The following is a 13776-nucleotide window of genomic DNA, read 5'->3' as shown; positions in this document are numbered from 1 at the left end:
CGTCAGTCCCGATCATATGATGCGGCGCAGTATCAACAGATGCCGTTGACCTTGGCAACCGGGAACCTTGAGGACGTGCGTTGCAGCCAATTTAAAGTCGGCTGGCAGGGCTTGAAGCTCGTCGTCGGGGTGCACGCCTTTCATGGCCAACCAACGGGTATCGGTGTCGCCCAGGTGGCGGGTCCACTCGGAAAAGTCCTGCAGCGAGCTGAAGGCGCGTGAGCAGATACCGGTGAACGGCGTCGGCGGCGTGAAGCCCTCGACTCGGCTGTGGATAACTTCGAGGTTGGTCAGCTTGAGTTCGAGTTTCACCTGAGTCAGAAAACGGGTTTTCTTACCGTTGGAGTCCAGCAGGGTGAATTGGCGCTCGGGGAACAGGATCGCCAAGGGAACGCCCGGCATCCCGCCGCCACTGCCAACGTCCAGCCAAGTACTGCCGCCTTCGGCGACAAAGGGCACCACGCTCAAGCTGTCGAGCAGATGGCGCGAGACCATTTCGTCGGGGTCGCGCACGGCGGTCAGGTTGTAAGCCTTGTTCCACTTGATCAACAAGGCCAGGTAGGCCAGCAGTTGGCTGTGTTGCTGTTCGCTGAGTTCGACGCCTAGCTCGGCGGCACCACGGGACAATTCTTCGGCGTGTTGCGCGGTAACCATGGACATCAGGCGCTTTGCTCCAGCTCACGACCGGCACTGCGTTTTTTCAGGTTGATCATCAGCAGGGAAATGGCCGCCGGCGTCACACCTGGAATACGCGAAGCCTGCCCCAGGGTTTCCGGGCGGGCCTGGCCAAGCTTGCTTTGAATCTCTTTGGATAAACCGGCGATGGCGGCGTAGTCGATATCGGCCGGCAGCTTGGTGTTTTCGCTGGCACGCAGGCGGACAATTTCGTCTTGCTGGCGATCGATGTAGCCGGCGTACTTGGTCTTGATTTCAACTTGCTCGGACACCTGCGGGTCGTCATGGCCCGGGCCGGTAACCTCGATCAGACCGGCGTAGTCGATTTCCGGGCGGGTCAGCAGGTTGAGCAGGTTGTACTCGTGGGTCAGCGGCGTGCCAAAACGCTCGGCAATGGCATCGCCCTGCGGCGTGTTCGGACGCACCCAGGTGCTTTTCAGACGCTGCTCTTCCTGCTCGATGCCTTCGCGCTTGGCGCAGAACGCGGCCCAGCGGCGGTCATCGACCAGGCCCAGCTCGCGGCCTTTTTCGGTCAGGCGTAGGTCGGCGTTGTCTTCACGCAGGATCAGGCGGTACTCGGCACGCGAGGTAAACATGCGGTACGGCTCTTGGGTGCCGAGGGTGATCAGGTCATCGACCAGCACGCCGATGTAGGCCTCGTCGCGACGCGGGCACCAGCTGTCTTTGCCCTGCGCACGCAATGCGGCGTTGGCACCGGCCAGCAGGCCTTGCGCTCCCGCTTCCTCGTAGCCGGTTGTGCCATTGATTTGCCCGGCAAAGAACAGGCCGGCAATCACTTTGGTTTCCAGGCTGTATTTCAGATCGCGCGGGTCGAAGTAGTCGTACTCGATGGCGTAGCCCGGGCGAACGATATGGGCGTTTTCCATCCCGCGAATGGAGCGCACCAATTCCAGTTGCACGTCGAACGGCAACGAGGTGGAAATGCCGTTGGGGTACAGCTCGTGGGTATTCAGGCCTTCAGGCTCGATAAACACCTGGTGGCTGTCTTTGTCGGCAAAGCGGTGAATCTTGTCTTCAATCGACGGGCAGTAGCGTGGGCCAATGCCTTCGATAACCCCGGAATACATCGGCGACCGGTTGAGGTTGGCGGCGATGATTTCGTGGGTCCGGGCGTTAGTGTGGGTAATCCAGCAACTGACCTGACGGGGATGCTGTTCCTTGTTGCCGAGGAACGACATGACGGGAATCGGGGTATCACCAGGTTGCTCGGTCATTACCGAGAAATCGACCGAGCGACCATCGATACGCGGCGGCGTACCGGTTTTCAGGCGACCGACGCGCAGCGGGTGTTCACGCAGACGGTGGGCGAGAGCAATCGAAGGTGGATCACCGGCGCGGCCGCCGGAATGGTTCTGCAGACCAATGTGGATAAGTCCACCGAGGAACGTCCCGGTGGTCAAGACCACGGATTCTGCGAAGAAACGCAGGCCCATCTGGGTGACTACGCCGCGCACCTGGTCCTGTTCAACGATCAGGTCGTCACAGGATTGCTGAAATATCCACAGGTTCGGCTGGTTTTCCAATGTTTCGCGAATCGCTGCTTTGTACAGCATGCGATCGGCTTGAGCGCGAGTGGCGCGTACCGCCGGGCCTTTGCGGCTGTTGAGCACACGGAACTGGATACCACCTTTGTCGGTGGCTTCAGCCATGGCACCGCCGAGCGCGTCGATTTCTTTCACCAGATGGCTTTTACCGATGCCGCCAATGGCAGGGTTGCAGCTCATATGCCCGAGGGTGTCGACGTTGTGGCTCAGCAGCAGGGTTTTCACGCCCATGCGTGCAGCAGCGAGCGCTGCTTCAGTGCCTGCATGGCCGCCGCCGATAACGATGACATCAAAACGGGAAGGGAAATCCACCACGCACCTCGTGCCTGTTGAGAATTGGGGGAGGCTTTTAACTGACCCGGCGGCTTTTGACGGCCCGGCGTACTTGGAAAAGCGGAAAGGCGGCAAGTATAGGGATTTAGCCGGTTTGAAAGAAGCCTTTTGAACAAAAAATAGCCAATGGTTCAGGTTGGCCAAGTAGGTCGGTTAATAAAGAAAGAGAGAAGAGAATTTTTTTAAAGCTTTGTTTTTATGTTTATTACTTATGAGCCTGTTTTCTGTGGATAGAACGCTGCAAGCCAGCACTGACGCGGTGGATGGAATTGTATAAGGCTGTGGTCATCTAGTCCGGAGCCTTCTGGATAACCGCCTTAAACCTGTGGATGGAACGCCTACTTGTGCACAGGCCATTTCATCCCCAGCTTTGCCCCCTGGTTATCGACTGGGCTTAGGGGCGGTTATCCACAGGGTTTATTTCGAGCCTGTTGATGATTTTAAGACATAAAAAAAACCCGGTCTGACCGGGTTTAAATGAAGCGGCGAAGACTATTTGCCGATGCAGAAGCTCGAAAAGATGCGGCCTAGCAGATCATCCGAGCTGAATGCGCCGGTGATTTCGCCCAATGCCTGCTGGGCAATGCGCAGATCTTCGGCCAGTAACTCGCCGGCGCCGGCCAGGGTAAGCTGTGCATAACCATGCTCAAGAGACTGGCTGGCCTGCTGTAACGCTTCCAGGTGCCGTCTGCGAGCGCTAAAGCTGCTTTCTGCGGTCTGCTCGAAGCCCATGCAGGCTTTAAGGTGGTCGCGCAGCAGTTCGAGGCCGGCTGAGGAACGGGCGGACAAGCTGATGGTGACGTGGCCGTCCTCACTCACTTCCAGCGCCACCGGCTCACCGGTGAGGTCGGCCTTGTTGCGAATAAGGGTGACTTTGGCCATATCCGGGCGTTGGCTGAGGAACTCTGGCCAGAGCGCAAAAGGGTCGACCGCTTCAGCTGACGTAGCGTCGACCACCAACAGCACGCGGTCAGCCTCGCCAATGGCCTTCAGCGCGCGCTCCACGCCGATCTTCTCCACTTGGTCATCGGTGTCGCGTAGACCCGCCGTGTCCACCACATGGAGCGGCATACCGTCGATGTGGATATGTTCGCGCAATACGTCGCGGGTGGTGCCGGCGATCTCCGTCACGATGGCCGCTTCTCGCCCTGCCAAGGCGTTAAGCAGGCTCGATTTTCCGGCGTTGGGGCGCCCGGCGATCACCACCGTCATGCCGTCACGCAGCAATGCGCCCTGGTTGGCTTCGCGCTGCACGGCTGTCAGGTCGCTGCGCACGTCGTTGAGCATCGCCAACACATGGCCGTCAGCGAGGAAGTCGATTTCTTCTTCCGGGAAGTCGATGGCCGCTTCCACATAGATGCGCAGGGAAATCAGCCGTTCGGTAAGGCCATGCACACGCCGCGAAAACTCGCCTTGCAAAGAACGCAGGGCGTTGCGCGCCGCTTGTTCCGAGCTGGCTTCGATCAGGTCGGCGATCGCTTCGGCTTGGGCCAGGTCGAGCTTGTCATTGAGAAAGGCGCGTTCGCTGAATTCACCTGGGCGGGCGAGACGGGCGCCCAGCTGCAGGCAGCGCCGCAACAGCAAATCGAGCACCACCGGGCCGCCGTGTCCCTGCAGCTCCAATACGTCTTCTCCGGTAAAGGAATTCGGGCCGGGAAAGTACAACGCCAGGCCTTCATCGAGCACCCGATCCTGTTCGCCGTGGAACGGCCCGTAATGGGCGTACCGCGGTTTCAGTTGGCGCTGGCTGATGGCTTCGGCAATCGCCTGGGCCTTGGGGCCGGAAACGCGGACGATGCCGACACCGGCGCGCCCCTGGGCGGTGGCGACGGCTGCAATGGTTTCTCGGACGTTGCTCATGGCGCTTCTCTTCGGACATAGCAGGGGGCAAATAGCAAAACGCCCCGCCACGTATTGCTCGGGCAGGGCGCTTGTTCAGCTTAGCAAGCCAGGCTTAGGCGTTGGCGGCCTTGGTAGCGGCTTCGATCTTGCGGGTGATAAACCACTGCTGAGTGATGGACAAGCAGTTGTTCACTACCCAATACAGCACCAGACCGGCCGGGAACCACAGGAAGAAGAAGGTGAAGATGATCGGCATCATTTTCATCACCTTGGCTTGCATCGGATCCGGCGGCGCGGGGTTCAGCTGCTGCTGGATGAACATGGTGGCGCCCATGATCAACGGCAGAATGAAGAACGGGTCTTTGATGGACAGGTCGGTGATCCAGAACATCCAAGGTGCCTGACGCATCTCGACGCTTTCCAGCAGCACCCAGTACAAGGCGAGGAAAACCGGCATCTGCACCAGAATCGGCAGGCAGCCCCCCAACGGGTTGATCTTCTCTTTCTTGTACAGCTCCATCATGGCTTGCGACATTTTCTGCCGGTCATCGCCATGTTGTTCTTTCAGGGCAGCCAGTTTCGGCGCCACGGCACGCATGCGCGCCATCGACTTGTAGCTGGCAGCCGACAGCGGGAAGAACAGGCCTTTGATCAGCATGGTCAGCACGATGATCGACCAGCCCCAGTTACCGAGGATGCTGTGGATATGTTGCAGCAGCCAGAAGATCGGCTGAGCGATAAACCACAGAATGCCGTAGTCGACGGTCAGTTCCAGGCCTGGGGCGAGGGTGCCCAGGTGCTTCTGGATTTTCGGACCGGCGTAGAGAATGGCCGATACTTCGCCTTTGCTACCCGGCGCAACGCTGACGCTTGGGGTGGTAAAGCCGACGATGTAGTTGCCTTGGGTGTCTTTGCGGGTTTGCACACTGTTGTCGTTGTCCTGGTTTGGAATCCAGGCAGTCACGAAGTAGTGCTGCAACCAAGCAACCCAGCCGCCTTTGACGGTTTCTTTGACCGGGGCTTTGTCGATGTCTTTCATCGACACTTTTTTGTAGGCCGAATCATGTGTCGCCATCGCTGCACCGAGGTACGTAGCGGTGCTGGTGGCGGCGGTCTTCGACGGGTCATCGCTGTTGTCGCGCTTGAGCTGGGCGTACATGTTGCCGGCCCAGGCGGTGCTGCTCTGGTTGTCGATCAGGTAACGCACATCAACCTGGTAGGAAGACGGATCGACGCAACCTGGTTTTTTCAGTTCCTGCTCTTTGGCCGAGCACTCAAGGTTCAAGCCACGTTTGAGGCTGTAACGCTTGATGTAGTTGATGCCGTCTTTGGCGTAAGTCAGATCAACCACCAGGGTGTTCTGGCCGTCAGCCAATTGGTAGCTCTTCTGGGCGCTCTGCCACACCGCACGGCCGCCGGCCGAATCCGGTGCATTGCTGCCGATCAGGCCGCTCTGGGCCAGGTAGGTGCGCTCGTTACCGTTGTCGAACAGCTGGAACGGAACGTCCGGGCGGTCCTGGCGACGTGGGTATTGCGGCAGGGTCAGCTGAACGATGTCGCCACCGCTTGGATCGATGGCCAGCTCCAGTACGTCGGTCTTAACGCGGATCAGGTCCTTGCTGGCTTGAGGCGCAGCAGCAGTTGCTTCCGGTTGGGCGGACGGCGCGCTTGGTACGTCACTGGCGCCAGTATTGGCAGCAGGGACGTCGGGCAGCGCAGCGGTGTTGCTGGTCGCAGCGGCGGTATTCGCAGTCGGCAGAGCCGTTTGGCCATAGTCTTCGTTCCACTTGAGAACCATGACGTAGGACACGATTGCGAGCGCGGCGATCAGGATCGAGCGTTTAATATCCATGATTACTCGGCCATCGAAGGGGTCGGGAAATGGGGGCGCCTGGAACCGGATCGTAACCACCGGGATTCCATGGGTGACAACGACCTAGCCGACGGAGCGTCAGCAAGCCGCCGCGTATGAAACCATGGTGTTCAATGGCTTCATACGCGTAGCAGGAACAGCTGGGGTAGAAACGACAGTGACTGGCCATCAAAGGACTGATGGCGTAGCGATAAACCTGAATCGAAGCGAGTGCCAGTTTACGCATGGGGACTGTCGACAACCCCCGCTTGCGGAAGAACTTCCGGGCTCGGCTTGCTACGTGCCAAGCGTTTCCAGAGTTTGCCGAACTGTTGAGCCAATTCGGGATTCTCCAGATCACCTAGGCCTTTACGCGCGACAACCACAATATCCCAGCCGACCAGATTGTCCTGGTTGAGGCGGAATGAATCGCGGATGACTCGCTTGAGGCGATTGCGCTCAACAGAGAGCTTGACGCTCTTCTTGCCGATAACCAAACCCAGGCGGGGATGATCGAGATCGTTGTTGCGCGCGAGGAGCAGGACGTTCTTACCCGGAACCTTACCGCTGGGGGAGTCAAAGACTATCTTGAATTGTCGAGGGGTCAGCAGGCGCTTTTCCCGACCGAAGTCTTGACTCACCACCGATGCCGAATTATCAAACGGCCAGACGCTTACGGCCTTTGGCACGGCGACGGGACAGAACAGCGCGGCCGTTCTTGGTAGCCATACGGGCACGGAAGCCGTGGGTGCGAGCGCGCTTGATAGTGCTTGGTTGGAAAGTGCGTTTCATGGTGCGTTACCTGGGTGGTCGACAACGGGCCGGAATGGCCCCCGTTTTAAGAGACCGGCAATTCTAGAGAAACCAGGCGGTCAGGTCAATTTCCAACCAACATTTCTGTAGGGAGGGTCTGATTGAGAGGTTTGGGTAAATAAAGAATATTAAGAAGAGAGATTTAAATCTTTTTTGAAATATTAACTACTCTTAGCCAGCACCTTTTCTGTGGATAAGGTGCTGCACGTCTTTGATACCAAGGGCTGTGGCGAATGATAACCCTGTCCAGAACAAGTGGGTAGCCTGTACCAAGGCTGCGTATAAGCTGGGGATGAAACGCCGTTTTATGCACAGGCCAGTTTTCCACGCACTTCTCCCCAGGGTTATCCCGCTGGCTTAGGCGCGGTTATCCACAGGGTTTAAATCCGCTGTGTCTTTTCGATGGAAAACCGAATAACACGTTGATTTTACGTGGCGAAAACTTTCGCCTGCATGTGGATAACTACCCTTGGGTGTGGGTACAATGCTGGCTGTTTTGGGCCTTGCGGCCTATTTGTATTAGGGGATTTCTGTGTCTGTGGAACTTTGGCAGCAGTGTGTAGAGCTTCTACGCGATGAGCTGCCGGCCCAGCAATTCAATACCTGGATTCGTCCGCTGCAGGTTGAAGCCTCCAGCGATGAACTGCGTGTGTTCGCGCCAAATCGCTTTGTGCTCGATTGGGTCAACGAAAAGTACATGGGCCGTCTGCTTGAGCTGCTGAACGAACGCAGCGAAGGCATGGCTCCAGCGATCTCCCTATTGATAGGAAGCAAACGCGCCGCCGTTGCCCGTTCGCCGATGCCGGCCCCTCAGCAGCCGGTTGCTGCCCCCGTCAGTCCGCAGGTACGCGAAGAACCCATAGTGATGTCGGTTAACAGCGAGCCATCACGCGCTAGCTTCGACCCTATGGCCGGAGCCAGTTCGCAAACGGCACCCGTGCGTACCGAGCGCACGGTGCAAATCGAAGGCGCACTCAAGCACACTAGTTACCTGAACCGCACTTTTACCTTCGAGAATTTCGTCGAAGGTAAATCCAACCAGCTCGCGCGCGCAGCAGCCTGGCAGGTGGCGGATAACCCTAAGCATGGCTACAACCCGTTGTTTTTGTATGGCGGCGTAGGTTTGGGTAAAACCCACTTGATGCACGCGGTGGGTAACCATCTATTAAAGAAGAACCCGAATGCCAAGGTCGTGTACCTGCATTCCGAGCGTTTCGTGGCCGACATGGTCAAGGCGCTGCAACTGAATGCCATCAACGATTTCAAGCGCTTTTACCGGTCGGTGGATGCGCTGTTGATCGATGACATTCAGTTCTTTGCCAAGAAAGAGCGCTCGCAAGAAGAGTTCTTCCACACCTTCAACGCTTTGCTTGAGGGCGGTCAGCAGGTGATTCTTACCAGCGACCGTTATCCCAAAGAAATCGAAGGGCTGGAAGAGCGTCTGAAGTCGCGCTTTGGCTGGGGTCTTACGGTGGCTGTTGAGCCGCCTGAGCTCGAAACCCGTGTGGCGATTCTGATGAAGAAGGCCGACCAGGCCAAAGTCGACCTGCCCCACGACGCCGCCTTCTTTATTGCACAACGTATTCGTTCCAACGTGCGTGAGCTGGAAGGCGCGTTGAAACGCGTCATCGCCCACGCTCACTTTATGGGCCGCGACATCACCATCGAGCTGATTCGCGAATCGCTGAAAGACCTGTTGGCACTCCAGGACAAACTGGTGAGCGTCGACAACATTCAGCGCACCGTAGCCGAGTACTACAAGATCAAGATTTCCGACCTGCTGTCCAAGCGCCGCTCTCGTTCGGTTGCTCGGCCACGGCAGGTCGCTATGGCGTTATCCAAAGAATTGACCAACCATAGCCTGCCGGAAATTGGCGATGCGTTCGGCGGTCGTGATCACACCACGGTGTTGCACGCTTGCCGTAAGATTGCTGAACTTAGGGAAGCCGACGCGGATATCCGCGAGGATTACAAGAACCTGCTGCGCACGCTGACCACCTGACCCATTACGCAGCCCACGAGGCAAAGGGACTAGACCATGCATTTCACTATTCAACGCGAAGCCCTGTTGAAACCGTTGCAACTGGTCGCTGGCGTGGTTGAACGCCGGCAGACGCTGCCGGTGCTGTCTAACGTGCTGCTGGTGGTCGATGGCCAGCAGTTGTCGCTGACCGGTACCGACCTTGAGGTCGAGCTGGTCGGTCGTGTGACGTTGGAAGAGCCGGCCGAATCCGGCGAAATCACCGTACCGGCGCGCAAGCTGATGGATATCTGCAAGAGCTTGCCGAACGACGCGTTGATCGATATCCGCGTTGATGAAACCAAGCTGGTGGTCAAAGCCGGCCGTAGCCGCTTCACCCTCTCCACGTTGCCTGCCAACGACTTCCCGACTGTCGAAGAAGGCCCGGGTTCGTTCACCTTCACCCTGGTGCAAAGCAAACTGCGTCGCCTGATTGAGCGCACCAGTTTCGCCATGGCGCAGCAAGACGTTCGTTACTACCTGAACGGCATGCTGATCGAAGTGCAGACCGGCGTACTACGCGCTGTTGCCACCGACGGTCACCGTCTGGCCATGTGCTCGATGGAAGCCGGTATCGAACAAGCCGATCGCCACCAGGTAATCGTGCCGCGTAAAGGCATCCTGGAGTTGGCTCGTCTACTCACCGAGCAAGACGGCACCGTGGATATCGTGTTGGGCCAACACCACATTCGCGCCACCACTGGCGAGTTCACCTTTACCTCGAAACTGGTCGACGGCAAATTCCCGGATTACGAGCGGGTACTGCCAAAAGGCGGCGACAAACTGGTACTGGGTGATCGTCAGGCACTTCGCGAAGCGTTCAGCCGTACCGCGATTCTTTCCAACGAAAAGTACCGCGGCATTCGTTTGCAGCTGGCCAATAGCTTGCTGAAAATTCAGGCAAACAACCCTGAACAGGAAGAAGCTGAAGAAGAAGTGGCTGTCGACTACAACGGCGGTTCTCTGGAAATCGGTTTCAACGTTAGCTACTTGCTCGACGTGCTGGGCGTGATGACCACCGAACAGGTTCGCCTGATTCTGTCGGACTCCAACAGCAGCGCGCTGGTACAAGAGTCGGACAACGACGATTCGGCTTACGTCGTCATGCCGATGCGCCTCTGACCCTGAATCGAGTCTAGATGTCCCTTAGTCGCGTCACGGTCACCGCGGTGCGCAATCTGCACCCGGTGACCCTCTCCCCCTCCCCCCGCATCAATATCCTTTCTGGCGCCAACGGCAGCGGCAAAACCAGCCTGCTCGAAGCCATTCACCTGCTCGGCCTCGCCCGCTCCTTTCGTAGCGCTCGACTCTTGCCCGTTCATTCAGTACGAGCAGGAAGCGTGCACGGTTTTTGGTCAGGTCGAATTGGCTGAAGGTGGACAAAGTAATCTCGGTGTTTCCCGGGATCGCCAAGGTGAATTTCAGATTCGTATTGATGGCCAGAACGCACGCAGCGCGGCACAACTTGCTGAAGCGTTGCCGCTGCAACTGATAAACCCGGATAGTTTTCGCTTGCTGGAAGGCGCACCGAAGATTCGCCGGCAGTTTCTGGATTGGGGAGTGTTCCACGTGGAACCTCGTTTTATGCCTGCCTGGCAACGCCTCCAGAAGGCCCTGCGGCAGCGAAACTCATGGCTGCGGCATGGTACACTTGACGCCGTTTCGCAAGCGGCCTGGGACCGCGAACTGTGCCTTGCCAGCGATGAAATCGATGGATATCGCCGTAGTTATATCCAGGCGCTTAAGCCGGCTTTTGAGGAAGTACTTCGGGAGTTGGTGGAGCTTGAGGGACTGACCCTCAGTTACTACCGCGGTTGGGATAAAGATCGGGAATTGCAGAGCGTGTTGAGTACCACGCTCCAGCGCGACCAGCAACTCGGTCATACCCAAGCCGGTCCGCAACGCGCTGATTTGCGCTTGCGGTTGGGCGCGCATAACGCCGCCGAAATTCTTTCGCGGGGCCAGCAGAAGTTAGTGGTATGCGCCCTGCGAATTGCCCAAGGGCATTTGGTTAGTCAGGCACGACGCGGCCAGTGCATCTATCTGGTGGATGACTTGCCGTCTGAGTTGGACGAGCAGCATCGAAACGCGTTGTGCCGTTTATTAGAAGATTTGAACTGCCAGGTGTTTATCACCTGTGTAGACCATGAATTGTTGCGGGGAAGCTGGCGCACGGATACGCCGGTAGCGATGTTCCACGTGGAACATGGCTGTATCACCCAGACCCACGACCATCGGGAGTGAAGGCATGAGCGAAAATCAAACGTACGATTCGTCCAGCATCAAAGTGCTGAAAGGCCTGGACGCCGTACGCAAGCGGCCCGGTATGTATATCGGTGATACCGATGATGGTAGCGGTCTGCACCACATGGTTTTTGAGGTGGTCGACAACTCCATCGACGAAGCCCTGGCTGGGCACTGCGACGACATCAGCATCATCATCCACCCAGACGAATCCATCACCGTGCGCGACAACGGCCGTGGTATTCCGGTGGATGTGCACAAAGAAGAAGGCGTTTCTGCAGCCGAGGTCATCATGACCGTACTGCACGCCGGCGGTAAGTTCGACGACAACTCTTATAAGGTGTCCGGCGGTCTGCACGGCGTGGGTGTTTCCGTAGTGAACGCCCTCTCCGAGTTGTTGCTGCTCACCGTTCGCCGTAGCGGCAAAGTCTGGGAGCAAACCTACGTGCACGGGGTGCCTCAGGCACCGATGCGTACCGTGGGCGATACCGATAAAACCGGTACCGAAATCCACTTCAAACCGTCCTCCGACACGTTCAAGAACATCCACTTCAGCTGGGACATTCTGGCCAAGCGTCTGCGTGAACTGTCCTTCCTGAACTCAGGTGTCGGCATCGTTCTCAAGGACGAGCGCAGCGGCAAGGAAGAGTTGTTCAAATACGAAGGTGGCCTGCGTGCGTTCGTTGAATACCTGAACACCAACAAGACTGCGGTCAACCAGGTGTTCCACTTCAACGTTCAGCGAGACGATGGCGTGGGCGTTGAAGTCGCTCTGCAGTGGAACGACAGCTTCAACGAGAACCTGCTCTGCTTCACCAACAACATTCCGCAGCGCGACGGCGGTACTCACCTGGCGGGCTTCCGCTCGGCGTTGACCCGTAACCTGAACGCCTATATCGAGCAGGAAGGTCTGGCCAAGAAACACAAGATCGCCACCACCGGTGACGATGCTCGTGAAGGCCTGACTGCCATTATTTCGGTAAAGGTTCCGGACCCGAAATTCAGCTCGCAGACTAAAGACAAGCTGGTTTCCTCCGAGGTGAAAACCGCGGTCGAACAGGAAATGGGCAAGTACTTCTCCGACTTCCTGTTGGAAAACCCCAACGAAGCCAAGGCCGTGGTCGGCAAGATGATCGACGCCGCGCGCGCTCGTGAAGCCGCCCGTAAAGCGCGGGAAATGACCCGTCGTAAAGGTGCCCTGGATATCGCCGGGCTACCGGGAAAACTGGCCGACTGCCAAGAGAAAGACCCTGCCCTCTCCGAACTGTACTTAGTGGAAGGGGACTCTGCTGGCGGCTCCGCCAAGCAGGGACGTAACCGCAAGACCCAAGCGATTCTGCCGCTCAAGGGCAAGATCCTGAACGTGGAACGCGCACGTTTCGACCGTATGATTTCCTCGCAGGAAGTCGGCACGCTGATCACCGCCCTTGGCTGCGGTATTGGTCGTGACGAATACAACATCGACAAACTGCGCTATCACAACATCATCATCATGACGGACGCCGACGTCGACGGCTCGCACATCCGTACGCTGCTGTTGACCTTCTTCTTCCGTCAGCTGCCTGAGCTGGTAGAGCGTGGCTACATCTATATCGCTCAGCCGCCGTTGTACAAAGTGAAGAAAGGCAAGCAAGAGCAGTACATCAAGGACGACGAGGCCATGGAGGAATACATGACCCAATCGGCCCTCGAAGACGCCACCTTGCACGTCAACGAAAACGATCCTGGCATTGGCGGCGAGCCGCTGGAGCGTCTGGTCAACAACTACCGCATGGTGATGAAGACCCTCAAGCGTCTCTCGCGCATTTACCCGCAAGAGCTCACCGAGCACTTCGTGTACCTGCCGGCGGTAAGCCTGGACAACCTTAGCGATCAAGCCGGCATGCAAGCCTGGTTGGAGAAGCTCAACGAGCGTCTGCGCACCATGGAGAAATCCGGTCTGGTGTACAAAACCAACCTGCGTGAAGACCAGGAACGTCACCTGTGGCTGCCGGAAGTCGAGTTGATTTCCCACGGCGTTTCCAACTTTGTCACCTTCAACCGCGACTTCTTCGCCAGTAACGACTACAAAACCGTTACCTCTCTCGGCGAGCAGTTGAACAGCTTGCTGGAAGAAGGCGCCTACGTGAAACGTGGCGAACGCAAGAAACCGGTTACCACGTTCAAAGAAGCCCTTACCTGGCTTCTTGCCGAGAGCACCAAGCGTCACAGCATCCAGCGCTATAAAGGGCTGGGTGAAATGAACCCGGACCAACTGTGGGAAACCACCATGGACCCGGACGCACGCCGCATGCTGAAAGTGACCATCGAAGATGCGATCAGCGCCGACCAGATCTTCAACACCCTGATGGGTGACGAAGTGGAACCGCGCCGCGACTTCATCGAAGCCAACGCCTTGGCGGTTTCGAACCTGGATTTCTAAGCCCCTGTTT

The 13776-nt window shown here is 57.6% G+C and carries 10 protein-coding genes and 1 pseudogene; 4 read left to right on the top strand and 7 right to left on the bottom strand.

What is annotated here, in order from left to right:
• Window positions 1-12 precede the first annotated feature (12 nt).
• From rsmG to rpmH, 7 genes are all read right to left on the bottom strand, one after another.
• Window positions 13-660 (bottom strand): 16S rRNA (guanine(527)-N(7))-methyltransferase RsmG, encoded by a 648-nt coding sequence (gene rsmG / locus AC0V2S_RS07430; protein ID WP_475509186.1) that lies wholly within the window; start codon window positions 658-660, stop codon window positions 13-15.
• Window positions 660-2552: a tRNA uridine-5-carboxymethylaminomethyl(34) synthesis enzyme MnmG gene (gene mnmG, locus AC0V2S_RS07425; protein WP_475509185.1), complete on the bottom strand. Its 1893-nt coding sequence runs from the start codon at window positions 2550-2552 to the stop codon at window positions 660-662. The genes rsmG and mnmG overlap by 1 nt, the downstream gene beginning before the upstream one ends.
• 513 nt (window positions 2553-3065) lie before the next feature.
• Complete coding sequence (gene mnmE, locus AC0V2S_RS07420) at window positions 3066-4433, bottom strand: tRNA uridine-5-carboxymethylaminomethyl(34) synthesis GTPase MnmE (protein WP_475509184.1); 1368 nt, start codon at window positions 4431-4433, stop codon at window positions 3066-3068.
• 94 nt (window positions 4434-4527) lie between these two features.
• Complete coding sequence (gene yidC, locus AC0V2S_RS07415; protein WP_475509183.1) at window positions 4528-6267, bottom strand: membrane protein insertase YidC; 1740 nt, start codon at window positions 6265-6267, stop codon at window positions 4528-4530.
• A complete protein-coding gene (gene yidD, locus AC0V2S_RS07410; RefSeq protein WP_475509182.1) occupies window positions 6257-6514 on the bottom strand; it encodes a membrane protein insertion efficiency factor YidD in 258 nt (85 codons plus the stop codon). The genes yidC and yidD overlap by 11 nt, the downstream gene beginning before the upstream one ends.
• Window positions 6507-6908, bottom strand: coding sequence for a ribonuclease P protein component (rnpA, locus tag AC0V2S_RS07405; RefSeq protein ID WP_475509181.1), 402 nt, complete (start codon window positions 6906-6908; stop codon window positions 6507-6509). Before rnpA ends, yidD begins: the two co-directional genes overlap by 8 nt.
• Before the next feature lie 16 nt (window positions 6909-6924).
• Entirely contained in the window at window positions 6925-7059 is a 135-nt protein-coding gene (rpmH, locus tag AC0V2S_RS07400) for a 50S ribosomal protein L34 (RefSeq protein ID WP_002551315.1), read from the bottom strand.
• 553 nt (window positions 7060-7612) lie between these two features.
• Here rpmH and dnaA point away from each other — a divergent pair.
• From dnaA to gyrB, 4 genes and pseudogenes are all read left to right on the top strand, one after another.
• Window positions 7613-9082, top strand: a complete 1470-nt coding sequence (dnaA, locus tag AC0V2S_RS07395; RefSeq protein ID WP_475509180.1) for a chromosomal replication initiator protein DnaA — start codon at window positions 7613-7615, stop codon at window positions 9080-9082.
• A gap of 36 nt (window positions 9083-9118) precedes the next feature.
• Window positions 9119-10222 (top strand): DNA polymerase III subunit beta, encoded by a 1104-nt coding sequence (gene dnaN / locus AC0V2S_RS07390; protein ID WP_475509179.1) that lies wholly within the window; start codon window positions 9119-9121, stop codon window positions 10220-10222.
• A gap of 17 nt (window positions 10223-10239) precedes the next feature.
• Window positions 10240-11344: pseudogene (gene recF / locus AC0V2S_RS07385) on the top strand (DNA replication/repair protein RecF).
• Between the two features lie 4 nt (window positions 11345-11348).
• On the top strand, window positions 11349-13766 hold the full coding sequence (gene gyrB / locus AC0V2S_RS07380; RefSeq protein WP_475509178.1) for a DNA topoisomerase (ATP-hydrolyzing) subunit B: 2418 nt from the start codon (window positions 11349-11351) through the stop codon (window positions 13764-13766).
• The last annotated feature ends 10 nt before the right edge of the window (window positions 13767-13776 follow it).

This window comes from Pseudomonas sp. CC11G (genome assembly GCF_056174845.1).
The sequence above is the reverse complement of the archived record's forward strand: the minus strand, read 5'-3'. Positions and strand labels throughout refer to the sequence as shown.

What these genes read in the sequence shown, in the direction of transcription:
- rsmG (WP_475509186.1), bottom strand. Translation starts at nt 660, where the DNA reads ATGTCCATGGTTACCGCGCAACACGCCGAAGAATTGTCCCGTGGTGCC.
- yidC (WP_475509183.1), bottom strand. Translation starts at nt 6,267, where the DNA reads ATGGATATTAAACGCTCGATCCTGATCGCCGCGCTCGCAATCGTGTCC.
- rpmH (WP_002551315.1), bottom strand. Translation starts at nt 7,059, where the DNA reads ATGAAACGCACTTTCCAACCAAGCACTATCAAGCGCGCTCGCACCCAC.
- gyrB (WP_475509178.1), top strand. Translation starts at nt 11,349, where the DNA reads ATGAGCGAAAATCAAACGTACGATTCGTCCAGCATCAAAGTGCTGAAA.
- mnmE (WP_475509184.1), bottom strand. Translation starts at nt 4,433, where the DNA reads ATGAGCAACGTCCGAGAAACCATTGCAGCCGTCGCCACCGCCCAGGGG.
- dnaN (WP_475509179.1), top strand. Translation starts at nt 9,119, where the DNA reads ATGCATTTCACTATTCAACGCGAAGCCCTGTTGAAACCGTTGCAACTG.
- yidD (WP_475509182.1), bottom strand. Translation starts at nt 6,514, where the DNA reads ATGCGTAAACTGGCACTCGCTTCGATTCAGGTTTATCGCTACGCCATC.